The 24,091-nt window shown below is 64.6% G+C and carries 18 protein-coding genes; 3 read left to right on the top strand and 15 right to left on the bottom strand.

Annotation, left to right across the window (positions count from 1 at the left end):
• Positions 1-4: 4 nt before the first annotated feature.
• Genes ACP16H_RS12920 through ACP16H_RS12905 form a run of 4 tightly spaced genes read right to left on the bottom strand, consistent with a single transcriptional unit; the run spans position 5 to position 7,286 of the window.
• Positions 5-2,434, bottom strand: a complete 2,430-nt coding sequence (locus ACP16H_RS12920) for a hypothetical protein (protein ID WP_425072715.1) — start codon at positions 2,432-2,434, stop codon at positions 5-7.
• A gap of 50 nt (positions 2,435-2,484) precedes the next feature.
• On the bottom strand, positions 2,485-5,199 hold the full coding sequence (locus ACP16H_RS12915; protein WP_425072714.1) for a PEP/pyruvate-binding domain-containing protein: 2,715 nt from the start codon (positions 5,197-5,199) through the stop codon (positions 2,485-2,487).
• Positions 5,200-5,217: 18 nt separating this feature from the next.
• Positions 5,218-6,843, bottom strand: a complete 1,626-nt coding sequence (locus ACP16H_RS12910; protein ID WP_425072713.1) for an FAD-dependent oxidoreductase — start codon at positions 6,841-6,843, stop codon at positions 5,218-5,220.
• On the bottom strand, positions 6,840-7,286 hold the full coding sequence (locus ACP16H_RS12905) for a DUF6041 domain-containing protein (RefSeq protein WP_425072712.1): 447 nt from the start codon (positions 7,284-7,286) through the stop codon (positions 6,840-6,842). Before ACP16H_RS12905 ends, ACP16H_RS12910 begins: the two co-directional genes overlap by 4 nt.
• A 337-nt stretch (positions 7,287-7,623) precedes the next feature.
• Here ACP16H_RS12905 and ACP16H_RS12900 point away from each other — a divergent pair, with 337 nt between their 5' ends.
• Positions 7,624-8,226, top strand: a complete 603-nt coding sequence (locus ACP16H_RS12900; RefSeq protein WP_425072711.1) for an acyl-homoserine-lactone synthase — start codon at positions 7,624-7,626, stop codon at positions 8,224-8,226.
• Between the two features lie 21 nt (positions 8,227-8,247).
• Here ACP16H_RS12900 and ACP16H_RS12895 read toward each other — a convergent pair whose 3' ends face one another.
• The 5 genes from ACP16H_RS12895 to ACP16H_RS12875 all read right to left on the bottom strand — a co-directional run bounded on the left by ACP16H_RS12895 (position 8,248) and on the right by ACP16H_RS12875 (position 14,324).
• Positions 8,248-8,946, bottom strand: coding sequence for an autoinducer binding domain-containing protein (locus ACP16H_RS12895; protein ID WP_425072710.1), 699 nt, complete (start codon positions 8,944-8,946; stop codon positions 8,248-8,250).
• A 219-nt stretch (positions 8,947-9,165) separates the two neighbouring features.
• On the bottom strand, positions 9,166-9,801 hold the full coding sequence (locus tag ACP16H_RS12890; protein ID WP_425072709.1) for a hypothetical protein: 636 nt from the start codon (positions 9,799-9,801) through the stop codon (positions 9,166-9,168).
• 33 nt (positions 9,802-9,834) lie between these two features.
• A complete protein-coding gene (locus tag ACP16H_RS12885) occupies positions 9,835-12,210 on the bottom strand; it encodes a calcium-binding protein (RefSeq protein WP_425072708.1) in 2,376 nt (791 codons plus the stop codon).
• Positions 12,211-12,483: 273 nt separating this feature from the next.
• Complete coding sequence (locus tag ACP16H_RS12880; RefSeq protein WP_425072707.1) at positions 12,484-13,893, bottom strand: surface lipoprotein assembly modifier; 1,410 nt, start codon at positions 13,891-13,893, stop codon at positions 12,484-12,486.
• A gap of 188 nt (positions 13,894-14,081) precedes the next feature.
• Positions 14,082-14,324: a hypothetical protein gene (locus ACP16H_RS12875; protein ID WP_425072706.1), complete on the bottom strand. Its 243-nt coding sequence runs from the start codon at positions 14,322-14,324 to the stop codon at positions 14,082-14,084.
• Positions 14,325-14,713: 389 nt separating this feature from the next.
• Here ACP16H_RS12875 and ACP16H_RS12870 point away from each other — a divergent pair, with 389 nt between their 5' ends.
• Both ACP16H_RS12870 and ACP16H_RS12865 read left to right on the top strand, forming a co-directional pair.
• A complete protein-coding gene (locus ACP16H_RS12870; RefSeq protein WP_425072705.1) occupies positions 14,714-15,814 on the top strand; it encodes an efflux RND transporter periplasmic adaptor subunit in 1,101 nt (366 codons plus the stop codon).
• A gap of 1 nt (position 15,815) precedes the next feature.
• A complete protein-coding gene (locus ACP16H_RS12865; protein WP_425072704.1) occupies positions 15,816-17,753 on the top strand; it encodes an ABC transporter permease in 1,938 nt (645 codons plus the stop codon).
• Here the strand turns inward: ACP16H_RS12865 and ACP16H_RS12860 are convergent.
• The 6 genes from ACP16H_RS12860 to ACP16H_RS12835 form a co-directional block, all read right to left on the bottom strand.
• Positions 17,723-19,351, bottom strand: a complete 1,629-nt coding sequence (locus ACP16H_RS12860) for an ATP-binding cassette domain-containing protein (protein WP_425072703.1) — start codon at positions 19,349-19,351, stop codon at positions 17,723-17,725. The two genes, ACP16H_RS12865 and ACP16H_RS12860, sit on opposite strands and share 31 nt — an antisense overlap.
• Positions 19,352-19,355: 4 nt before the next feature.
• Entirely contained in the window at positions 19,356-20,252 is an 897-nt protein-coding gene (locus ACP16H_RS12855) for an alpha/beta fold hydrolase (protein WP_425072702.1), read from the bottom strand.
• Positions 20,249-20,995: a S49 family peptidase gene (locus tag ACP16H_RS12850; protein ID WP_425072701.1), complete on the bottom strand. Its 747-nt coding sequence runs from the start codon at positions 20,993-20,995 to the stop codon at positions 20,249-20,251. The genes ACP16H_RS12855 and ACP16H_RS12850 overlap by 4 nt, the downstream gene beginning before the upstream one ends.
• A gap of 98 nt (positions 20,996-21,093) precedes the next feature.
• Positions 21,094-21,642 (bottom strand): hypothetical protein, encoded by a 549-nt coding sequence (locus ACP16H_RS12845; protein ID WP_425072700.1) that lies wholly within the window; start codon positions 21,640-21,642, stop codon positions 21,094-21,096.
• Between the two features lie 49 nt (positions 21,643-21,691).
• Entirely contained in the window at positions 21,692-22,627 is a 936-nt protein-coding gene (locus ACP16H_RS12840; RefSeq protein WP_425072699.1) for a lysophospholipid acyltransferase family protein, read from the bottom strand.
• Complete coding sequence (locus ACP16H_RS12835; protein WP_425072698.1) at positions 22,624-23,913, bottom strand: radical SAM protein; 1,290 nt, start codon at positions 23,911-23,913, stop codon at positions 22,624-22,626. Before ACP16H_RS12835 ends, ACP16H_RS12840 begins: the two co-directional genes overlap by 4 nt.
• Positions 23,914-24,091 lie beyond the last annotated feature (178 nt).

Here is a 24,091-nt window from a genome sequence, read left to right as displayed (position 1 = left end):
CCGGTCAGGTCCTTTCTTCGGCGCGGCCACGGGCGCGCACCGGTTTCGTTTTCGGCAGCTGGTCCTGCTGCCAGCCGTTCACATGGGCCAGCGACATGCCGTCGCCTTCGTTGTTGTGGGCAAGCGAGACGTTGAAGATGTTGATCCGCCCCCGCTGGTGCAGAGAGTGGCGCAGGGCCTCGGCGTCAAAGCTGTCGATGTTGCGCACCGCGACGCGGTGGCCGCACATGTCGCGCTCGCTTTCGGGTTGGGCGACGTTCAGCACCCGCATTTGCCGCGAGGTGCGGTTGAACAGGATGCGCTCCTGATAGGAATTGATCGCCGACAGCCCGCTGTTGTTCAGCACAAAGATCGACAGGCTGCGATTGCGGCGCGGCCCGTTCGACAGGGCGTTTTCCAGCAGTCCCGGCAGGATGTCCGGCACCAGCGCCCGCGCGCCGTCGCCGACAAAGGTCAGCACGTCGGTCGGACAGGTCTGCGCCATGGCGAGCGTCGCCATGTAGGCGTCCCCCATCAGCGCCCGCCCGTACCAGCCGGAAAACCCGGCGCGGGTCTTGGGCAGGTTGCGGATGGCCGAGATACCGCAGCGGCCCACGTCGTAAAGCCCGGTAAAATCATAGCCTTCCTCGGCGATCATCTGTTCCAGCAGCCGCCCCAGCGCGCCAAAGAAGAAATTCGGCGTCATGGGCAGGCTCGGCTGGCAGCTGGACAGGTCGTCATGACCCCGGCGCGCCTCGGCGATGCGGGCCATGCGCCGCGCCACGAGGACCGGGGGCGTTGCGGCGCGCTCCGCCAGCAGTTGCACGGCGGCATCCGGGTCCATGGTGACACCGATGTCGGTGAACGGCGCCACCAGCCCCGGCTCCGCCACCACCTGCGCGATGTTGAACTGGCGGGTCAGCTTCGCCTGGCTGAACGGCGTCACCACCTGCGAAATGCGGTCGCCAAGAAACACCAGCGCCTGTTCCTCGCGCGGCAGGATGCGCCCGCCCCGGTGCAGGAAGCGGTAAACCGTATCGCTGAAGCCGTAGACGCTGAGCGTGCCGAGGTGGGTCTCCACCGGGCGACCCTCGACATGGGTCGGCACCGCGCCGGGATGGATGATGCTGTCCACAAGCGCGATCCCGGTGCGGCGCGACAGGTCCAGCATCCGGGCCGAGGTCTCGGGCCGGATGTTGCCCGGTTGCAGCAGCACCCGCTCCGGCCCAGCGTTCACCAGCGCCACCAGCGCCTCGACCGCCTTGGCATCGGGGGTGATCGCGGTGGCCGGGACGGCAGGCACGGCCACGGCCTGCTCTGCCACGTTCATCACCGATTGCGTCGCAAGGATGAACACCGGCCCGCGCCCGGCATCATAGAGCGCCATGGCCTGCGCAAGCCCCTGCTCCAGCCCTTGCGGCGTCTCGATGTAGACAAAGGGCACGCCGCGCGCGTGCAGCACGTCGCGGCTGTCGGATTCCGGCGAGATCGTCGACTGGAAGGCATACCACTGGTCGGGCTTCTGTTCGGCGCAGATGATAAAGCCCCTGGCCCGCGCCTCCGTCAGGTTGGCCAGCGTGCCGCGGAATTCATCCACCATGCCCGAGGTGACGATGGTCACGGAGGGCATGTCGTACAACTGCCAGTTGGCCATGGCCCCGCAGGCCAGCGAATGCTCGTTGGGGCCGCGCAGCACCGGCAGCCCGCGCTCTTCCGCCAAGGCTTCGAAAGCGCCGATCAGGCTCGAAACCAGCGAGCCGGTGTAATACTGCAAGGCCCAGTTGCCCGGCGCGCGGGTGTCGAGGAACCGCGCCAGCGTGTCCGCCATGGCACTGCCGGGCCGCGCCCGGTCGCCGGGGCGGATGCGGCGGTTCACGAGGCTCAGCTCGTAGAAGTCCATCCACAACGACAGAAGCTGCGCCCGCAGCACGTCCGCATCGGGCGGCAGCACGCAGCGGATGAAGTTCATCGGATGCACCTGGTAGGGCAGTGGTTCGGGCGACTGGAAGACCGCCGTCGAGGTCGGCGTCTCGAAGGCGGTCACGCGATGCCGGCGCAGCGCGGCGTAGAAATCGCCAAGGTCGCGGTCGATCTCGGCGATGGAGCGCCCGCCGTGATAGGGGTCGGAGTAGTCGACATAGGCCATGCCGACATGCTGCACCGCGCCGTCATCTTCACGCGCGCGGAGCTTGCCCAGCGCCGCCGACAGGCTTTGCGCCTGCACGACATGCAGCGAAATCCGGTCCCCCACGCTGTCGAGAAACCGCAGGGCGCGGTCCCGCGCCGCCGCGTAATACGGCCCCGAAGGCACCACCGGACCCGCCTGCATCGGCCAGTCGCTATCGATCGACACGCTTTCGAACAGGCCCTCGCGCAGGTCCGCGATGACCGAGGCTCCGGCCTGAAAGAACTCGGCATTGCGGGTGACGACGATGATGCTGACGCAGACGTCCATGGAAATCCTCCGGGGCTCGCGGGGGTCGGTTCGGGCGGATCAGGACGGGGTTACGCGGGGGCCATCTCGCGCTCGGGCTGTGGGGTCGCCTGTGGTTCGGGCGCGGGTGCCGCCTGCTCGGGGCGCTCCACCCCGACGATGCCGCCGTCGCCGTCGATGGTGACGATGTCGCCCGTGCGGATCTGCTGGGTCGCCACACGGGTGTTCACCACCGCCGGGATGCCGAATTCGCGCGCCACGATGGAACTGTGCGACAGGGCCGAGCCGATGTCGGTCACCACGCCCCCAGCCAGCGTGAAAAGCGGTGTCCAGGACGCGTCGGTAAAGCGCGCCACGAGGATCTCGCCCTTGCGGAAGCTCGTCGCCTGCTTCGGCAGGTCGGTGATGACCCGCGCGGGTCCGACCACGATGCCGGGGCTGGCCGCGAGACCCTGCATCTGGCCATCCTCTGCCGCCACAGGCTGTGCCGCGCGGCGCGGGACATAGCCGCCGATCAGGCTCATGGGCGGCTCTTCGCTGCGCAGGTTCACGAGGTTCTCGCGCCGGTTCGCAAGGATCAATTCACGCGGGAACGCCTCGGCGGCGGTCTTGCGGCCCGCCATGTAGTCGCGGAACAGGTTGAAATCGATGTAGGGGAAATCCGCCATGCTCAGCACGCCATCCCGCTCCAGCCGCCCCAGCATCTCGACGATGATGCGCCGGTAAAACCAGGTCTCGGTGATGAAGGCCGGGCGCACGCGTTCGCGGAAATCGGCCATCTTGGCGTAGGTGTTGATGATGAACTTCAGGCGAAAGCGCTGCTTGCCCGGAAGGCTCGCCAGCAGGCGGTCGGTTTCCTCGCCGCGCGCCGCCTCGCTTTGCGCCATCTTCTCTTCCAGCTGCACCTCGTTGGTCAGGTACAGGCGGATGACGTCGAACAGGTAACGCGGATCGTCGGCCCAGCGCGGAATGGTCAGCTCGAACTCCTGCCGCCCGCGCGACCCGAACTCGCGCAGGAAGTCCGCAAACGGCCCGTCAAGGAAGGCGCGCCCGCGTTCACTGTCCTTCAGCCGCGCGATCACGTCGTCGCTGGGCGTGTCCTTTATCATCTCGGCCAGCGCGGGGGTCTTCTGCACCTCGGCGGTCAGGTCGAGGATGCCGCGCGTCACCTCGATGGTGCGCAGGTTGTTCAGCGAGGCCTTGATGCGGTTCTGCAAGCCGTTGCCCCGGTCCTTGAACAGCACCTCGCATTGCTCTGCCAGCGCGTCATACAGCGCGAAGCTTTGCAGGAAGAACGGCATGTAGGCGGCGCAACTGGACAGGAATCCCTCGTCGATGCGTGTCAGTTCCGCATCCAGCTGCTCGCGCGTCATGGACGGCAGGTCGAGCGCCAGGAAATGCGCGGTGCGGTCGCGTCGCTGCGCCTCCATCCGGCGGACGGTGCGCTCGGCGGTGGCGACGTTGTAGACCTGACGGCCCAGCCAATGCACGACGCTCGCGGCATAATCCAAACCCGTCGGCGGCACGCCATAGGGGTTCTGGTAGCTGCCCAGATCCACCTCGTCGGTGGCGTAACGCTTGGTGAACTTCATGGCGTCGCGCGTCGGCGGGCATTGCGTCAGCATATGCGCCGAGGCCGAAATGTTCAGATACACATGCCCGCGCACGAAGCCCATGAAGGTGTTCGGCGCCATCATCTTGCGCAGGCCCATGGTCTTCACCGCCGGGCCGTGGATGTTGTTCTGGTAAAAGCGGCAGAAGGACAGCCCCAGCGGCGACATCAACCCGGTGACGATCTCGCCCGTATCCATGCGCGAGAACAGCGCGTTGGCCTGACGGTGCGGGTCGGTTTCCTGCGTGTCGGCATAGACGATGTCGGGCGAGGCGGCGCCCAGCGTGGTGATCGGACGCGCCTGAAGCACCCAGAGCGTACCGCCGCCCAGCGCCCATTCGATGTCCAACTCCTGCCCGGCATAGGCCGGGGCCTGCCGCAGTTGCATGGCCAGCACGGCCAGTTCCTGCGCCTGTGCGGCGGTCAGTGTGGCGGCATCGACCTTGTCCGCCGGGGTTTCCACCAGTTCGATCCCGCCGTCCGCGACGCAGAAGGTGCTCATCGACTTCGCTCGAATGGACTGCTGCGCCAAGGACAGGTCATCGCGGCGCAGGATATAGCTGTCGGTCGAGACCTGGCTCGACACCAGCCCCTCGCCCACGCCCCAGGCCGCCTCGATACGCAGGCAGTCCTCTGTCTCGCCCATCGGGTCGATGGTGAACAGCACCCCCGCCGCGTCGGCGTCGATCATGCGCTGCACCACCACCGCGATGGCGGGGCGCGCGCTGTCATCCTCGCGCTGCGCGGCATAGGACAAGGCGTGCTGCTCGAACAGCGAGGCCCAGCAGGCCTTGACCGCCGCCAGCACAGCGTCGGTGCCCTGCACGTTCAGCTTCGTCAGGAACTGCCCCGCGTAAGAGCTGTGATCGCCATCCTCCGCCACGGCCGAGGACCGCACGGCCACCGCCCCCTCACCCAGCCGCGCACATTCGGCGCGCAATTCGTCCTCCAGATCGGCAGGAAGGGAAGCCGCCGCAATCGCCGCAGGCAGCGCGGCCCGGTCCAGATCGTCCAGTCCGGCAGCCGACAGGAAATGCGCGAACCCTTCGGTCGTGACACAGAAGGCAGGCGGCACCGGCATCCCCTGCGCGACCATCTCGTTCAGCGATGCGGCCTTGCCGCCAAGTGCCTCGCGGCCACCCGTGGCGCGGCCATCCAGTTTCGTAACGAACATCAGGGTTCTCCTATGGGCTTACTGCGCTTTGGCAGCGACGTCCGGGGACGCCATGTCGAGGATCCGGGTCAGCAGGCGGGCCGCCTGCTCGCCCGCGTCGATCGCGGATTCCAGACAGCCGACGCCGATGCTGTCCTGATTGGCAAAGGTGATCGCGCCAAAGGGCATGGTGGCCTGTACGAACACGTCCTCCGCCACCTGTCCCGGACGCGGCGAGACCAGCCCACGCGGCCATCTGTGCAGCGTCACCCGCTCCAGCAGTGCCGGGTCGGCGCCGATGGCCTTCATCGCGCGGATGACCTCGGCCCGCGCCTCCTGTTCCAGCACAACGGGTGCGGTCATCTCCAGCCGCCCCTGGTCTTCGCGCTGTGCGATGGGCTTGAGGAAGGTCAGGCCACCGCGCTTGCGCGATCCCGGCAGTTTCGACCAGCTGGCGTTCACCAGCCCCCCTGCCCGGCAAAACGCCGTGCGGGCGTTGCGCTCGGGACGGTCGCCGATGAAATAGCCGCCGAAGTGGTCGGTCCAGACCGGCTCGGTCAGGCGCGCGTTGACGATGGCGTAGTCGGAATAGGCGATGGCCTGCATCGCGGCGCGTTGCGCGTCGGACAGCTCCGGCACCATGGCGGCGGCGGCGTCCTTGGGCGCGGCGATCACCACGCCGTCGCAGGTCAGCGTCTCGACCCGGTCGCCATCGCGCAGGGTGACGCTGTAGCCCGCCGCGTGCGAGTGGACCTCGACCACGCGGCAGCCTGTGCGCAGCGTGACAGTCGGGCGTTCCAGCAGGTAGCCGAGGATCGCCTTGGACACCGCGCCGTTGCCGCCGGGCAGCGCCACGAGATCACCGTAAAGGTAGCCCACGAGGAAGTGCAGACCGACATAGGCCGAGCAATTGCTCAACAGCAGGCCCTCGACCTCCAGCGTGGTGGCGACCGCCAGCCGCACCAGTCGTCCCATTCTGCGTGGCGGGCGCAGATCGGCGGGCAGGTCCTGCACAGCTTTCGGATCGAACAGGAATTCCTCGATGGTCATGCGGTCGAGCGCTTCCATCTCGTCGCGGCTGATGCCGCAGTCCATCGACCAGGGCATCGCGGGGAACCGCCCTGCCCCGGGGCTCAGCCGCGCGAGGAAGGCGTAAAGGTCGGCAAAGATCGGCTCGCCCAGCGCCTTCTCCGCCGGGACCAGCGGCCGCCCGGTGAGCGCGGCAGCGAACAGGCCGCCGGTCAGGCCCCAGACCTTCGGCTTCAGCAGCCACGAGGGATGACGCAGGAAGGCGCCGGTCACTTCGTGCAAGTTCGCCATCAGCGCGCCGGTGCGGAACAGCACCTGCATCGACGACCCCGTCGAGCGCCACTGCCGGTCCAACCCGAGGCGGCCCAGCATCCGGTCGATCCTGTCGCCCTTTTGCGGCGCACGGAAACAGGACCCGGCGGTCGGCAGCGGCGGATGGGCGCTGTCGTCCATCCAGGCATTGCCGCCCGGCACGGTCGAGGCTTCGATGATCTGCACCTCTGCGCCCGCGTCGCTCAGGCCCAGCGCGGCGGTCAGCCCGGCAAGACCCGCGCCCACCACCACGACCTGCTTGGCCCCGGCGCGGCGGGGCTGTTCGTCGCCCGGCTTTTTCATGGTCAGGATGTTGTCGGTCATGAGGTACGTCCTTGGTTGAAGGTTCCCGGAGCCTCCGCGCCACGCCGCCCCAGTTCGCGGCGCAACACCAGCAGCGCCACCACGAGGAACGGCAGGTCGATCAGCACGATGGCGGGCTGAAAGCGGAACAGCAGCGTCATGAAACCAATCAACATGGCGATCTGCCCGATGGCCGCCGGGATCAGCAGCCGCCCCGTCAGGAAGGCCAGACCGGACCCTGCCAGCGCCAGTCCGACGAGGACCGTCATGGGGCCTGTGTTCGCGACGATCAGCTCGCTCAGCGGCGCCAGCAGCGTGTCGGCGTTGGCTTCGGCCATCAGGCCCAGCACCGCGCCGACGTCCTCGACCTGGGGCAGCGCCTTTGCGATCCCGGCGGCAAGGCAGAGCCCGCCAGAGACCATGCGGGCATAGTCCAGTGCCGTCCGTTTCCCGGATGAATACATACCGCGTCCCCAATCCAATGGCATCGCCCAAAACAATCAAAAGGCGAAAATCTGTTGTGTCGAACTGTTGGGGGAATGCCTAAGGAGGCGGGGATTTCATGACCACTGCCAGAATCGGTAGGACCGAAACAAACCACTGAAATAAAATAGATTAATATAATATTTACAAATCCTCGGCCGGTTACAGACCGCCCGGCCTTTGCGTCAATTACGTATTTCGGTAGTTCCCTTCCGCCCCCTCCCGCCGCAGAAAGCCGCTGCGGCGCAGCGAATTTCATTTCAACGCCAGCGTGTATTTTTCAAATTCTGTCCAGCAGCAAAAACGGGAGCCCGTCTTATGCGCACATTGGTCATCAACGCCCTGAACCTCGGAGAGCATCACCGCTACTGGCTGGACCACTTCCGCCTCCGGCGCGAGATCTTTGTCGACCGTCTGGGCTGGAACCTGCCCGGCAGCGATGACGCGGGGTCGGACATGGAGTTCGACAGCTTCGACACCCCGGCCACCCACTACGTGCTGGCCATCGACGACGCCGACAAGGTCTGTGCCGTGTCGCGGCTGGTGCCGACAACCGTGCCCTACATGATCCAGACCCTCTGGCCAGACTGGCCGCAGCAGGGTTGCCCGAACGATGCGCGCATCTGGGAGGCCAGCCGCTTTGGCTGCGCGGCCACCCTGTCGCACGCCGACCGGCAGGCGGCAATCCGCGCGCTATACGCTGAGATCTACCGCTTCGGTCAGCGAAACAACATCGACCACTACCTGATGGTCATGCCGCGCTTCATCTTCGAACGGCTTATCCGTCCGAACGGCTACCAGGTCGATTATGTCGGCGAGACGCGCAAGTTCGATGGCGTGTCCACCTGCCTTGGCAAGGTCACCGTCCACCCCGAAACCGCCACCGACGCCTCGGCGGAACCGCTGCGCGCCCACGGCTGAGCCCCGCGACGGGCGGTGCGCCTAAAACGGAATGATCCCGTGGCGCATCGCCTTCACGATGGCAAATGTCCGGTTGTTGGTTGCCAGCTTGCGCATGGCGCTTTTCAGGTGGAAATCCACCGTGTTGGCGCTGATGGAAAGGATCGCCGATATGTCGCTGGAGGTCTTGCCCAGCGCACACCAGCCCAGGCATTCCACCTCGCGCTCCGTCAGGTCGAAGGTTGGGGTGGTATCGCCCGGCTCGGCCTGGACGACGTCCAGCAGCGCCGGTACGGTCTCGTAGACCTCCTTCATCAGCGTGGTGCTCAGCGTGCGTTCCTGCGCGCAGGCCATGGACACCAGAAGCAGGCTGCAATCGAGGTTATGGATGCTCATGCAGACCCCGGAATGCACGCCATGATCGCGCGCAAGATCCAGCACCTTGCAATGCGCCTCGTTGAAGCCCGAGGCATTGCTGAGGCTGCTCCACGACGTTGGATAGGTCACCAGCCGCCCGAAGTGCATGACCGGGTCGTAGACGTGCAGGCGGTTCTCGACGTAGTAATCCATCCACGCCTGCGGGTAGTTCGTCACATGCACGCGCGGCAGGGCATTGCACACGCCAAAGTCACTGGCCTGTATCGAACAGATTGCGTAGTAGTCGAAATCCAGCTGGGCAAAAACATGCTCTGCGCCGACTTTCAGGCTTTGGATCAATTCCTTGCTCTGCCAGTGAAGCAAAATCTGCCTCCTCCCCTACGCGGCTGTAAAGGCCCGTCGAAGTCCCGATGCCAACAGGTACAATAACCCGCATACGTTGTTCTAAAAATAAACCTATCCACCCTTGCGCGCATGCATGCCGTAAAGTCAAGGCCTCCCCTAATCGTATTTTGTGACAGTCCGCACACGAAAGGCCCGGCGGATAGACCGCCGGGCCGTCGCAGGCATGACTGCCTGATTTTATCGCGTCGCGATGAAGGCGCCGGTCAGGAACTCGGACCCGACCGTGCCGTCTGCCGTCCCGGCAACCGCAGTCGGGACGTCCGTCCCGGTGCCACCGGTAAAGCTGCCGTCCAGCAGCAGCGACGTGGTCTGAGCCGTCCCGCCGTTGGTCAGCGTACCGTCCAGCGAACCACTGAAAGTATCAGGGTCGGTCACAAGCGCCCCCGGTGTGATGGCCCCCCCGGCCATCGTCAGTGTTCCCGTGTAGGCTCCCGCCGTGTCGTGCTGGAAATTCGTCGCCGAACCACTCACGGTGCTGCCGCCGAAATCCGCCGTCAGGGAAAGCTCACCGATCAGCGAGCCACCGCCGCTCAGATCACCGCCGACATAGCCGTCATAGGTGGCCGTGCCGGAGGTCGGAAGCGTGGTGCGCTCCGCCGTGAGCAGCGCGCCCGTGTCCAGATTGATGACCCCGGCGGCAGCCGTCGCTGCGGCCGTGTCCATGGTGGCAAAGCTTGGCGCCGTGGTCGTTGGTGTCGTTGGCGTCAGGACCGTCGGGGTCGTGCTGCTGGTGCTGCTGCCACTGCTTCCACCGCAGGCCGAAACCAAGGCAACCATAACCAGCGCCGCCGGAAGTTTGATGTCAGACATCATTGTCTTATCCTTTCAAAATAAGAGTGACGCGGTTCACGTCGTAATCAGAAGATCGGGATCTGCGATGAAATCGTTCACGTCGATCAGCGACACATCCACATCCCGCAGGATGAAGCGGTCGTCGCCGATGGCGATCTGCGTGCCCGTCGTCCGGTAAGCGGTAATCACGGCGTCTTCGAACAGCAGACCGTCCAGCTGGATCATGTCCGTGCCGTCCTCGAAGTCGTAGACGATGTCCATCACCGTACCGTCGCCGAACACGAAGGTATCCGCGCCAAGCCCCCCATAGAGTCGATCCAGACCCGTGCCGCCGTCCAGCACGTCATCCCCGGCAAGGCCATAAAGGATGTCGTTGCCACCGAGGCCCACGATCGAATCGTCGCCCAGCGTGCCATACAGCGTCTCGGACGCCGCAGTGCCGATCACATCGTTCAGACCCGGCGATGTGGTATCGTTGCCGGGGTTGTCCGCCGCGCCCGGATTGGCAAGGACAAAGCTGTCCTCCATCACAAGCGTCTCGTCGATGCCGATCAGCGTGGCCACCAGTTCCGGGCTGTCGACCGAGTCCGCCCCATCGCTGTCGATGTAGATCTCGAGGTTGCCGTTGTTCACCACCTGGCTGACGTGCTCGTCAAAGTTTACGTCCGTCACCCCAAGGTCGAGGAAGCCGATCATGTCCTCACCGATCACGAAGTCCTCGATGATGCTGGCGGTCAGCGCCACACCTTCCAGCGACGAGCCATAGCTGACGACAAAGAAGTCATCGCCCGCTCCGCCGTTAAAGATGTTGGCCCCGATGCCGACAAGGTAATCGTCGCCATCCGTCCCGGCGATGCTGTCGCCAAAGGCGTAGGGCGTGACCAGGTCGTAATCCATCACCAGTTCGGCGCTGTAGACAGTGGCAGGCTTGATGTCCCCCTTGACGTAGACCGCGATGTCGAACCCGTCGGTATAGTTCATCCCGTTCACCGACACGTCGCCCGGCTTGTCCTGCCAGACAGAGCTGACACTCAGCGGCGACACCGGGTTGCCCCAGTCGAGAAGGTTCAGCACCGTCTGGGTTTCTGCGCCCACTTCGTACTTCACCTCGTCATTCGTCGGCGGCGGCACGTCACTCGGGTCGATCGGGATCACGACGGACGGCAGGTCCTGACCGTACTTGTCGGTCTGCAACCGCCAGCGCGGACCGGAACCTGCATATTCCGTGCCGTCCTCGTTCAGGACCGGTTCAAAGGGCTCGCGGTCCATGGTCGTGTACCATGCGTTCGTGAACCCCGCCGCGCCATCCTCGGCCCCAATTTCCCCCAACTGGCTGGCCGCCCAAAGCGCCGCCAGATAGTCGTCGCGCAGGATGGTGCCCGCCGCATACAGCGTGCCGTCGCCCGCATAGTAATCATCGGTGGTCACCCAGACCTCGCGCGGGCCGTTGCCGTCGAGGTTGTAGTCCGTGATGATCGTATAGGTCGGCAGCGTCCCGATGGCGGCCTCGTTCTCGAAGTCCTCCGGACGCACCTGATCGTTGGGGTTGTTGGTGATGGTGTGATGCATCACCAGTTCCGCCGCCGAGACGCGGTAGATATTACGCAGCGACGTGGTGGGGTTGTAGGTGTTCCACTCGTCCGGCAGGTCGAGCGTCGCTTCCATTCGCACATCGTTGGGCTTCTTGATGGTGTTGCCCCAGCGGTACAGCAGCTTGCCGTCGTCCTTCAGCGTCACGGAATAATCCGAGCTCGCGGCAATGTTGACGTCGATCTCGGTCTCGTTGGGGGACAGGACGTCCTTGATGTCGGCCACGCCGTCACCGTTCACGTCGCCGACAAGCGGAATGACATCATCCACCAGTTGCCCGTCATAAGCGCCACCGATGATATAAAGATCGTTGTCCAGCGGGTACAGCGCATCCGGGTCACCGATAAAGCGTTGGTCCGAAAGGATGTTCTGCATCACCACGTAATGCTCGGTCGAGGCCTTTACGGTGTTGCCGCCCAAACCCGCCAGCCAAGTGCCAAGGATCGCCGGCGTCTTGAACGTATCGGTCGGCGCGTCCGAGATCACGATGCCCAGCTGGTTGCCATAGGCGTCGTAGATGTCACCGGCCCAGCCCTCGGCATAATCACCATCCAGCGACTTGGTCGTGGCATTGGTGAAATCCGAGACGTAGTAGCCGAATTCGCTGTCGATGGGGTACAGCGTTACCCCTTCCTTGGTGATCTTGGTATCGCTGTCGTCGTTGGGATCGTCGATCGTATCAAAGACCGACTGCGGGTCCGCCGCATTTCCGACCGTCATACCGTCAAAGGTGACTGTCAGGTCCGCCGTACTGAAAACATGCACTGAAGAAAAACGCGGATCGCTCAGCAGCGGCGTGTCCCAATCCTGAACATTGCCTGGATTTATCTGAGTAGCCATGGTTCAAACTCCCTCGTTTCAAAGGTGTCCGACCCCCCTGCTGATGAGTAACTTGGCGTGAAAATGCCCCGGAGCGTCCCCACCAGCACCGGATTGGACGAAACACCCTCACGGGCCAGAGCCGCAGCGGGTTGGACCCCGCTCCCTTCCGGCGGTCCCGGGCAAGTGCTTCGAGCCAAGCATTCCACTTTCGCGATCTAAACGTATTGACGTGAGTCAATTTTTAGCTGACGCGCCGAAATTCGGTAAGGACGTGGCGGATAAACCATGGCGTCAGAACCCCGTTTTCAACCCAAGGTGAAACGACACATCCGACCTGTCGTAAAAATCAACGTTGGAGCGCAACCGCTCCGACTCAAGACTCAGGATCGGCGAGAAACCGTAGTAATCCACCTTGGGAAGACCAATGCGCAGCGATGCCCGCTGCACGACATCCCGGCGCGCCCCTGCTGCATACAGCGAGGCATCGTAGTTGCGCTGCTCGACGCTCACCCCCAGCCCAAGGCTGGCGACCCCTCCCAGCGGGTGCCCCTTCTCCCACGAGGCAGAGGCGATGACGGCGTCGTTGTCGACCTCGACAGAGCGCGACTCGGTGCGCCGCAGACCAAAAGACAGCACGTAGGTATCGCCCGCCCCGCTGCGCCAGCGGTAATGCAGATCGCCCTGCGCGATCCACGCGGTCTTGGCCGGATCGTCCAGCCGCAGCTGACGCTCCGCCGACAGCACCACCGCCATCACAGCTGTGCCCGGATCGCCCCAATCGGCACTTCCGCTCAGCCGCATGTAGCGGCTCAGCCCCTCGCCGCCGTACCACGTCTTGCCAAGACGCCCGTCCAGATGGAAACGCAGCGCCGCGTCGGCAGGTGTCAGCGCCTGCCCGACCCCGACCTCCAACACGCCAAAGGCATAATCCTCGGACCGCGCCGCCGGCGCCTTCGCGCGTGCCTCGTCTGACAGACGCACCTGCCGGGTCGCCGCGTTGAAGGTCAACTGACCGGGCAGTCCACCGGCCCCGGCAAACCTGTAGCGCGCCAGCACCCCGGCCGTGATCTCTGTCCCGCTCAGCGCCTGCGCATCGGGATTGAGGTTGAAGGTCAGCCCACCAATATCAACCGACTCCGCGAGACTTCCGTTGTTCACGTTCGACGACTGCGAGACATTGAATTGCAGGGCGACCTTCCAGGGCATCGCGGCCCCGATGCGCTGCACATCCACAAGCGCGCGGTCATGCGACGCCACCGTCGGCGCCATCTGCGCCGCGCGCCGCATCCAGAACTGCGCCTCCAATCCGCGCCCCTGCCCATGGCTGGCTGCCGCCATCTCGACCGCCGCGACATAGCGCTCGGAGTCATCTCGCGCCGCGTCATTGGCGCGCACGGCGGCGGCGCGCGCCCCGTCGGCATCGCCCGCCGCCCGCCGCGCCCGCGCCAGAACCACAAGTGCTGCGACATCCTCGGGCCCCGTGTCCAGCACCCGCCGCGCCAAAGCCTCGGCCTCCGCCCACCGGCCAGCCTGCGCCAGCGCCACCATGGTTTGCGGAGTCGTCTGACCATCAGCCCCGGTCACCGTCTGCGCGTCCCCGGCTCGTCCAGGACCCTGCCCCAGTTCCTGCGCAACCGCGCCATGCGGCTGCACGAAAGACAGCACAGCCACGGACAGCAACGCCAATGCCTGCGCGGCCAATCTGGACCTTACGCCCTCCCTGTCACCCATCTCTCTCGCGCCCCCTGTCGTCCTGTCATTCCGGCGCGCCGTCAGGCGCAGAAACGCCCGGAAGATCTCCTGACCTTCCGGGCGCCCCATGTTCAGAGCACCTTTGCGCGACCTGACACACCCGCATTTCAACGATCAGGGTGTGCCATTACACGTCATCAGTTGCCTTGGACCTTGTCGCGGGTCTGATCCTGGTCCTGATCCTGCAAATGAGAGGTGTCGATGTCCGCCGGATCAACGGTGGTCGGCGCAGTCGGCGTGGTCGTCACCGGTGTCGCCGCCGCAGCAGCAGCCGGCGTCGACGGCCCTTCGCCCGTGCCGCCATTGCCCATGACACCTTCCGGCGGCTCGCAGCCAGCAAGAAGCGTAGCGAGAGTAAGAGCAACGAGGAGATGTTTCATATCGGCCTCCATCCTTCCTGAATTCCTTATGCTCCAATCTTACCACCCGCTCACATTCCGGCGTTGATATGCGTCAATAAATGCACGTTCTGTGACGTTTTACTCCGCCCACCGCCTGACCACCGCTCACGCGCGACTTCGGCAGCCCGGTTGCAGAGCAGCAGGTTCATGTCGCACTCCTCACCGGCCCGCCGAACACCGAGGCCCCGCAACAGATCTTCCCGGTGAAAGTTAAGGCACGCCCGTCAACTATTTGCACGACAGCGCAGGCCACACCCTCGAAGCACCCCCAAGACAGCATTGCGACAGGGGCGGCGCGCGCCGAGCCTTGCCCGCGGAGAACCGAACAGGTATCAAACACGCGTTGATTGTGTTGACGGCTGGAGTCGATGGCCAGGAAAGTCTTGATCTATCTGGGGGCATTGGTCTGTGCGTCTGCCGTCGGTGCCGTCGCATGGAGCTCTGCGGACCGCGAAACCGCACCGATGGAGCGTGGTACGATCGTCGCAGCCCAGCGCGGCCCCATCGAATCCACGGTCAGCGCCTTTGGTCGGTTCGAACCTTCCGTCGAAGCGCAGGTCAGCCAGCTTGTTGCCGGGCGCATTGGGGCCCTGACCGTCAGGGCCGGGGACCGCGTCACCGCCGGACAAGTCGTCGCCATGGTCGAAGCACCGCTTCAGGAATTGTCTGTGGAAGCCGTCGAAAGCCGGATGAAGCGCCTTGATGCCGTCGTTCGACAGCGCGAGGCCGAAGCCCGCCTTGCACGGCAGACACGCGATACGGCCAAACCCGTCGACGAACGCGGGCGCCCGTCACCGGAGGTGATCGGCAAGGCGAACGCCGAACTGGCGGTGGCCGAGGCGCTGCTGGCACAAGCGCAGGCGCTGCGCGACGAGACCCAGGCAGAGCTTCGCCGGGAGCAGGTCTTGCTGGATCACGCCCGCATATCCAGCCCGATAGACGGAACCGTCCTCGAAATCCACGTCCGCGCCGTAGAATACAACGATCCTGAAAACGGTTCGAACAAGGTCATGCTGATCGGCGACACGGACCAGCTTCTTCTGAAGGCGATGGTCTCCGAAGCGGATGTTCTTGATCTGCATCCCGGCATGGCGGCACAGGTGACGCTGGTGTCCGATCCGGACATGATCCTGTCGAGCACGGTCTCCATCGTGCGCCCACAGCCGCAAGAGGTGAACGGGGCGATGATGTACGTGGTCGAACTGCCCATCGCCAATACAGGCGGGCGCCTCAAACCCGGTATGACGGCGCGGGCACGCTTCGTCACGTCCTCCGACAGCGATGCGGTCATCGTGCCGAGGGTCGCGGTCGGGGTGACGGACAACGGACCAGCGGTCGCAATCCCTGCGGGAGACGGCTTTGAACTACGGGCGGTCGAAACCGGCATCGAAACCCGTAGCCACAAGCAGATCACCAGCGGTTTGAGCGCCGGGCAGCCCGTGATCGTTCCCTTCCCGAAGGACCTCTGAAATGCCGTTGGCCCCGGTGCTTCGACTGAGCGGCGTGACCCGAGTGTTCCATCGCGGCGGCGAAGCGCTTGTGGCGCTCGATGCCGTCGACCTCAGCATCAGTAGTGGCGAGATGGTCGCCATCATCGGCCCTTCCGGTTCAGGGAAATCAACCTTGATGGGCATCATGGGATGCCTTGATCGCGTCGACGCCGGGCGGGTCGAGGTTCTTGGGCATCCCGTGTCGGAAATGCCGGAGCCGGACATTGCCCGCATCCGGGCGGTCTCGCTTGGTTTCGTGTTTCAGAGTTATCACCTGCTGCCCGGCCTGACGGCGCTTGAAAACGTCGCGATTGCAGGGCTGTATGCCGATGTGCCGCGCGAACGCGCCGAGGCGCGGGCGCGCCAGCTGCTTGAGCAGGTGGGCCTCGCAGATCGGATGGATCACCGCCCGGCACAGCTTTCGGGCGGTCAGCAACAGCGTGTCGCCGTGGCCCGCGCGCTGTTCCACGAACGGGCCATCCTTCTGGCTGACGAACCCACCGGGGCGCTCGACAGCAAGTCATCGGCCAATATCATGGCGCTTTTGCACCGGCTCAATGACTCCGGGCGGACAATCGTCATCGTGACCCACGACCCGAAGGTTGCGGAAACATGTGGTCGTGTGATCCGCGTCGAAGACGGCAAGATCATTGCCCACAGCGCCACCGCTGCCGCGCCGCCGCCCCCGCAGGAAACCGGCGTGCCACAGCAGGCACCGTCACAAGCGGGCAGGCTCTTGCGGGACTCCTTTGCCTCTTCGCTCACGCTGATGCGCAGCCGCCTGACGCGCACGCTGCTGACGCTGGTGGGCATCGTGATCGGGATCACCGCGGTGATCGTCATCGTGGCCCTCGGCGACGGCGCAAAGCAAGCCGTGGTGCAGACCGTGGGCAGTCTCGGGCGCAACCTCATCGTGGTCATGCCCGATGACGCCGACCGCCCCGCCAACGCCGAACCCATCCCGCTCTTCACCGAAGAGGAGCGCGCAGAGGTCGCGGCGCTCGATCTGGTTCAGGCCGCCGTTCTGGAGATGCCACAAACCCGCCCGGTGGGTTTTCAGACGCGCGCGACCGAGACGCTCGTCACCTCCACCGGCCCGGACTTTCCATTGGTGCATGACTGGACGGTAGCGCAGGGCGACTTTTTTGATGAACGCGATGCGTTGGGCATGGCTCCCGTTATCATCCTCGGAAAGAAGGTCGCAGAACAGCTTTTTCCGGACAGCGATCCCATCGGGCAATGGATGACCGTCGACAGCGCCTTTCTGGAGGTGATCGGCGTGATGTCCGAAAAGGGTGCGAACCCCGCCGGGGTCGATCTCGACGATGTGGCCTTGATCCCCTTCTCGACGGCGGTGCTCCGTCTAGGGCAGGATCGCACGGCGCAATACATCATGACCAAGACCGCCCCCGGCGCCGACCTCGACGCCGTGTCCGGTCAGATCGACGCGCTGCTGGTGGACATGCGCGGTCAGGACCAGGCAGCGGCGCGGACCCTTGCCGGCATCGTCTCTCTGGAGTTGCAGGCGAAATCGACTCTGACGGCCCTTTTGGCGGCGCTCAGTATGATATCGCTTGTGGTGGGTGCGGTGGGGATCACCAATATCACGCTGATCGGTGTGGTCGAACGCACGCGTGAGATCGGGCTGCGCAAGGCGCTCGGTGCGCGTCGCAAGGACATTGCGCGTCAGTTTCTTGTCGAGACGACCGTGATGTCGGTGGTCGGCGGCGGGCTTGGCGTGCTGTTTGGTCTGCTCTGCGTTCTGGCGATGAAGATGGTGGGCTTCCCGGCAATCTACAACGTTTCCGCCATCGGCGCGGCACTGGCCATGTCGGCTGTGACGGGCATCCTCGCCGGGGTGGTTCCGGCGCGGCGGGCGGCGGCGCTTCACCCCGTCGAGGCGTTGCTGAGCCCGTGATCGCCCGCAAGGCGCGTGACCTCCGCGGATGCCCCGAGGTGAATGCGCCACGTGCCCTGACCGAAGAACGCGTCGTCGTGCGAGACCACAAAGACAATCTGACCGGAGCGTGCGAGGCCGGGCAGGATGTCGGTGTAGAATGTCCGGCGAAAGGCCGGGCTCTGGTTGGCCCCGGTTTCATCAAACAGCGCGATGGGCTTGGGGTGGGCAAGCATATAGGCGAGGTCAAGCCTGCGCTGCTGGCCAAAGGACAGCGGATGATCCTGCCAGCGCGCGGGATCATCCCCCAGCACCTCGATCAGCCCCACCTGCATCATGGCGCGCCGCAGCGGCATGGTCAGTTCTTCGGGCCGGGGCATGGGGGACTGGCTGTCGGCGAAGACGCAATTGACCATCGCGCGGCGCTCCTGCAGGTCGAGCAATCCACCATCGCCGAAGCCGCACCCGCCTGCGCTCGGGAAAAGACCGCAAAGCGCCTCCAGCAAGGTGGTTTTCCCGGCGCCGTTCTCTCCGGTGACAAAGACCACGTCGGAGGGCTGGAAACTGGCGGTCAACCCTGTCGTCATCCAGTCGCGCGGGGCCTCTACGGCGGGACGAAACCCGGCGAGGACCAGCGCGCGCGGCTCGGCAAGTGGCACGGGCGCATCGGCACTCACGCCCGGCTGCGCCTTCAACACGGACTTCAGCGTCGTCAAAGCTGACACGCAGGCGCCGGTTGACGAAAACAGCGCCGAGGCCGTCATAAGCGGTGACAAAAGCAGGATGATAAGGATCACGGCGGCGCTGATCAGGTTGCGATCCCACACGCCCGCCCAGGCCGACAGCACCAGCCCAAGTGCGAATCCGGAAATCAGGACATAACTCACGGCCTCGCTCACGCTCATCCCCCAACGCGGGCCGCGCAATTCGGCACGATGATGCCGCGCCTCCAGGTCAAAGCGCTTTCGGATCAGCCCGTCCAGCAGCGGGTTGAGCCGCGTTTCCGGCACGGCAGAGAGCGCGTGGCCCATGGTTTCGCTCCAGCGCTCCCGATGGCTGGCGGCGCGGGTTTCGACCTCCCCTGAAAAGCGGAAACGGCTGCGCAAGGCGAGCGCGAACCCCGCCAGCACAGCCAGCAGCGTGACAAAGACAAAGGGCGCGACAAAGATCAGCGCCGCGATCATGACGATGCTCGACAAGACAGCCGGTACAGCGCTGCGCAACTCGCCAACATAAGTGGCGACCGTATCGACGGACCCATACAGCGCGGCATTGAGCGGCGGCTCCGCCTTCGCCAACTCCTGCGGAGACAGCCCCAGAACCGCACGTTCAATCCGCGCCAGAAGGTGCGCGCGAACGCTCTCGGAAAACCGCATGTAACCTGTGGCCAGCGCGATGCGGAAGGCGGCGATGACGACAAGCAGCAGACCCAAGGCGATGGCGACGTTGCGCGAAAATGTCTCTGGCACAAGGCCCTGCAACGCTTCGGGCAACACTCCGGAGAGGATAGCCAGAACGCTTAGCGTCAGCGCGCTTTCCAGCATCGCGCCCACGGCGGACCCGAACAGCAGCGCCGCAAGGATTGCCTTCTGGCGGGATGTGACAGCGGCTCCCGACATGACGTCAACGCGCGAGGAAATCAGACACACGCCCCATGACGGTGGCGCGCTGATTGCCGTTCGGCGTGTCGAAGGTGTGGCTGGCATCGGGCACGACGACAAGCGTCGAACGCGCGGCGAGGTCATCGGCCCTGCGCGCGGATTCGACCGGAACGCTCTCATCCGCTTCGCCGATGACGATCAGGACACGCTGCTTCAAGCGCTTGAGCAGCGGCCCCGGGTCGGCGTCGAGCACCGAAGACCAATAGCGGTGCGGCAGGCCCATGACCCGATCGGACAGGCTGTCAGGCCGCGCGGCAACCTGATCGAAGGAGGCCCGCATCGCAGCTTCCCGGCCTTGCCGCCTGGCAAGGATCAACAGCTCTTCGCGCTGTGCCAGCCCGCCAGCCCCCAGCAGGACAAGTGCGGGAATCTCAGGATGCGCAGCCGCCAGTTCGACCGCAACAGGCCCGCCCTCGGAGACGCCGATGATAGCCTCGATCGGCGCACCCGTGGCACGTTGCACGATGTCGAGCCCCTTTTGGTTGCGCTCGACCAGTTGCTCGTAAGTGTAATTCTCCCAGAATTCAGGCGGGCAGCTCAAGCCGAGCCCACGTTGCGGAGTCCCCGTCTTTTCAATGCCATGCAGGACAAACGCCTCGTCCAAAGCCTCGACATAGGTTTGCATGTATACCGCCAGGGCGGCGCATCCCGACCCGCCGACGAAATACAGGTGCCGGTTCCCGGGCGTGTCACCGGGCGAAACCGTCACCACGCGGTAGGTCGCGCCATCTGCCTCGTAAGTGACGACATCAGCCGAGGTGCTGAGCGCACCCTGAAGATACGCAGCCTTGCCGCCGCAGGCCGCCACGACAGCCAGCGCAAGAAGTGCCAGCGGTGTACGCAGGTGAAACCACGTCATCGACCGATCCCTTCGAGCAACGACAAAAGCTGACCACCCGGGACGGCTTGCCCCTGCCCCGGGTTCGGATCGCCGAGAAAGACAAGATCTTGCGCCGTGGGGGCACGCAGCCAGCCTTCTTCGACAAGCAGCTCCAGCGCCGCGTCGAAACCGCCAATCCCGTCGGTCAGCCCGATCTCATGCGCCGCGCGCCCGGTCAGCATCCAGCTGTTGGCCAGGGTCTCGAAATCGCCATCGGACATGGCCGGGCGCGCCTTGCGCACAAGGGCCGCGAACTGCGTGTCGAGATCACGCAGCAGCGCCTCGATCTGCGCCGCGTCTCCCTCATCGGGGCGGCGATTGGGAGAGGCAATATCCTTGTAAGCGCGCGACACGAAATTGCGCTGCGCCAAACCGAATTTCTGGCGAAACTCCATGGCGTCCGGCCAGGACAGCATGGCGCCAAACGCACCGATCTGCGCCGAAGCCGGGGCGAACACGCGATCACAGGCCACGGCCACAGCAATCCCTGCCGACAGGCAGCGCTCTTCGATCACACAGATCACCGGCTTGCCGCGCTTGCGGTACAGCCGATCAATCCAGCCGTTGAGCGTTTCGGCGGTGGCCAGCGTGCCGCCTTCGGTGTCGATGGTCACGATCAGGGCGACGTGCGTCTCCGTATCGACCTGCGGCAGCACGTTGTAGAGATCGGTCACAACCGGCGTGTTGAGCGCGATTTCGCCGCGCAGGCGCAGAACGGCCACAACGGGCTCCTCCGGGCCTCTGGCCTCCTCAACGGGCTGCTCAGCCGCGGCCCGTTCCGCGCCATTGTTCCGGCCTGCGGCAAATTTCGACAGCATGTTCATGTTTTGGCTTCCAACAAGAAAGAGTGCTCCACATCTCCGTGCCTCAGACGCTCCAACCACGTCATCCGGCAGGGTGTCTTCTGCACGTGATCGTCAAGGCCGATATCCTTCAGCACCTTTTTCGCGCGGTGAAGAAAGACCTTCGCAGACTTGGGATTCTCGAAATCGGCAAAGAACACCAGGGGACGTGTGCTGCGCCCCGCCTCCTCTTCGAGCATGACGCCGAAGAGCTGCAGGACGATCATCGGATCGCGCGCGCGCAGATCGGAGGCGACGGCCATGTTCGATGTGAAGATCCGTCCGCGCGGGGCGCGAATGACATACATCGCGCCGCGCACCTGCCCCCGGTATTCCGCCACGATGTAATAACCGCCCCTGCGCCGCATCTGGATGCGCACAGAGCGAATCCTGCTGCGGCGGCCCTTGATGTCACGCGATTCATCAAAGAACTGCCGCTCCAGAAGCCGTGCGATTCCCAGCAGGTGCCGCGGCTCGGCAATGCAGACGCGGACAGGATCAACCCGAGCCGCCGGGCTTTCGTCCACCGGCAGCGGGCGGTCCGTCGCACGACCGGACTCCGGGCGATGCAAGACGTCAGGCAACGGTCGCTTCTCCTGCGACAGCCGGTTCCACCTGCTCATGCTCGTCAAAGCTTTCCGCGTAGGACCAACGACGCGGCAACGAGGGCCAGAAGGTCCATTGCTCCGGATGCGCGCGCACCTGTGTTTCCAGCCAACCGTTCATGGCACAGGCCAGCGCAAAGGTACGTTCTGTCTGATCCCCCTCATCCGGCGCGCGCAGTGGCTCCGATATTGTCACGCGATAGCCGCCATCCGCGGTGCGCAACACGATGACAGGCACCAGCGGCAGTTTCATCCGCACGGCGATGCTGGGAATACCCGCCGGGGTCGCGGCTTCGCGCCCCATGAACGGCGCAAGAAACAGCGAAGTGTCCTCGTAGAAATAGTCGATCATCGCAGCCACCGGGCGCCCCTTGCGCACGCGCGAAATGATCTTCGGCCCGACGGAGGGATCGGTCAGTCCGATGACCTCAAGATCCTGCCCGGTCTGGGAACACAGCCGTTCCATGAGCGCATCGCGCCCTTCGGAGTGGAAGCGGCGAATGATCGTCACCGGATCGAACAACCCCGGCATCAGGGCGCCGAGGTAAAAGCTCGCGAAATGCGCCGAGATGATCATGTACGGCTTGCCGCGCAAGGCTTCGAGGATTTCGCGTCCCTCCACCTCCACCCTGTCGATCAGATGACGCTGCACGCGATCCCACTTGCCGTGCATCATGAGGCCCAGGTCGGCGTAGACACCCGCTTGTGCCGCGTCGACCTCCGCTGCCAGCCGTTTTGCCTCGCGGCCGTTGGCAACTCCCGTCGCTTCCATGACATCGGCAACGAAGTCGCAGTCCTTCACCAAACCGAAACGCCCCGCCGTGGACATCGCCCGGCGCAGGGTCTGGAACGGCATCTTGTGCAGCGTGCGCCCGACCGGGGTTTCAAGGAAATCGTAGTAGTTCATGCGGTCTCCAAAACCTTGCGGCTTTCGGAGAAAAACGCGCGCGTTTCCTGGATGACGGACGCGCGGCGGCGTTGCGGCGGGAACCGGGCGTACCAATCCAGCAGCGCGTCGCTTTGGGCCAAACGGCGCAGCAGCGCCTCGTTGATGAACTTCGACGTGGCACAATCCAGCGGATCGACCGCGTTCAGACCACCGCGCGCAAGGCAGGTGCCGCCACATTGGCCAAGCCACGTACAACTGTGGCACCCGGCAAGATTGCGCGACAGGCGCTCGCGCATCTGCCCCGCCGCAGGATGCGCCAAGGCATCCTCCAGGGTCGCCGCAGGGCTCTGCCCCAGCGAAAGCGCCCGATTGTGGATGATGTCACACCCAGAGATCGTGCCCTCCGCGGACACCGACAAAAGACGCGAGCCAGCCCCGCAGCCATTGTTCCCGGGCAGACACATATCAAGCCGCTCTGCCAGCAGGAGATTGTCGAGACGACGCAGGATCGGCTTGATCGCAATGCCGTCGAATTCGCCTTCCTCGATCCCGTCCAGCAGGTCGTCCAGCGCCGCGCAATAGGCTTGCGGCGTCACTTCCATCTGCGGGAACAACGCGCCGCGCCCGTTGAGATCGAACAACGTCGCATCCCATGTGACAAACCCCAGATCCCGCACATGGCGCACCACCTCGCGCAGCACCTTCACGTTGGTTGCCATCACCGTGGTCATGATGCCGGAGTTGTTGACTAGATACTCGCCGTAGCGATCCATACTGCGCTGGAACAGCCGGTAGGTCCCCGATCCGTCGTGCATCACCCGCAACTCGTCATGCAGGCTTTCCCAGCCATCCAGCGAAATGCCAAGACCGAAGTCATGTTTCTGAAGCATTGCAACGATGCGGTCATTCATCACCGACGCATTGGTCTGGGCAAAGCAGCCGATCGTCTTCCCCAGCCTGTCGGCCACGGTCCTCGCGTGCGTCGCGACTTCGTCGAGCGTATCCGTCCGAAGGAAAGGCTCACCTCCGTGAAACAGGAGGTTGAGGTGCGGACCGCTGAGCGCCAGCGCCTCTTCGACCAGCGATGCCATGTGGCCCGCGTCCATATCCGCATCGTCAAACCCGCAGGCATCGTAACAGTGCTTGCAGGCCTCGTTGCAGCGGTTGGTGACCTTGAGGATGATGGTGTCCAGCGTATCGGGTTCGCGGGTCTCGGAGGCAGCGCGATAATCCTCGATCGCCAGCCACAGTTGAGCATGGTCCGGGTCGCTTTCAGGCAAGGTGCCATGACCCTTTTCAGGCATTGCGATCCGCGCTTTCAGGGCTGCGATACGCTCTGCCCCTTCGACAAAGGCAAACCCTCCGCTATGTGGGCAAACCGCCGCGACGGCCTCCCCGGTCAAAGGAACGATCCGAAGAGTTTTGTCGGGTCTGGAAACGCTGAACATGATACCAAAAATCCGTTTTCTCGTCAGGTGTTTG

The organism is Sagittula sp. S175 (assembly GCF_049800975.1).
Lineage (GTDB): Bacteria > Pseudomonadota > Alphaproteobacteria > Rhodobacterales > Rhodobacteraceae > Sagittula.
Note: the sequence above shows the minus strand (reverse complement) of the source record. Positions and strands in the feature narration are given on the sequence as shown.

Excerpts from the sequence above, each read along its gene's own strand:
- ACP16H_RS12920 (WP_425072715.1), bottom strand. The coding sequence starts at position 2,434 with ATGGACGTCTGCGTCAGCATCATCGTCGTCACCCGCAATGCCGAGTTC.
- ACP16H_RS12915 (WP_425072714.1), bottom strand. The coding sequence starts at position 5,199 with ATGTTCGTTACGAAACTGGATGGCCGCGCCACGGGTGGCCGCGAGGCA.
- ACP16H_RS12910 (WP_425072713.1), bottom strand. The coding sequence starts at position 6,843 with ATGACCGACAACATCCTGACCATGAAAAAGCCGGGCGACGAACAGCCC.
- ACP16H_RS12905 (WP_425072712.1), bottom strand. The coding sequence starts at position 7,286 with ATGTATTCATCCGGGAAACGGACGGCACTGGACTATGCCCGCATGGTC.
- ACP16H_RS12900 (WP_425072711.1), top strand. The coding sequence starts at position 7,624 with ATGCGCACATTGGTCATCAACGCCCTGAACCTCGGAGAGCATCACCGC.
- ACP16H_RS12890 (WP_425072709.1), bottom strand. The coding sequence starts at position 9,801 with ATGATGTCTGACATCAAACTTCCGGCGGCGCTGGTTATGGTTGCCTTG.
- ACP16H_RS12885 (WP_425072708.1), bottom strand. The coding sequence starts at position 12,210 with ATGGCTACTCAGATAAATCCAGGCAATGTTCAGGATTGGGACACGCCG.
- ACP16H_RS12875 (WP_425072706.1), bottom strand. The coding sequence starts at position 14,324 with ATGAAACATCTCCTCGTTGCTCTTACTCTCGCTACGCTTCTTGCTGGC.
- ACP16H_RS12870 (WP_425072705.1), top strand. The coding sequence starts at position 14,714 with ATGGCCAGGAAAGTCTTGATCTATCTGGGGGCATTGGTCTGTGCGTCT.
- ACP16H_RS12865 (WP_425072704.1), top strand. The coding sequence starts at position 15,816 with ATGCCGTTGGCCCCGGTGCTTCGACTGAGCGGCGTGACCCGAGTGTTC.
- ACP16H_RS12860 (WP_425072703.1), bottom strand. The coding sequence starts at position 19,351 with ATGTCGGGAGCCGCTGTCACATCCCGCCAGAAGGCAATCCTTGCGGCG.
- ACP16H_RS12855 (WP_425072702.1), bottom strand. The coding sequence starts at position 20,252 with ATGACGTGGTTTCACCTGCGTACACCGCTGGCACTTCTTGCGCTGGCT.
- ACP16H_RS12840 (WP_425072699.1), bottom strand. The coding sequence starts at position 22,627 with ATGAACTACTACGATTTCCTTGAAACCCCGGTCGGGCGCACGCTGCAC.
- ACP16H_RS12835 (WP_425072698.1), bottom strand. The coding sequence starts at position 23,913 with ATGCCTGAAAAGGGTCATGGCACCTTGCCTGAAAGCGACCCGGACCAT.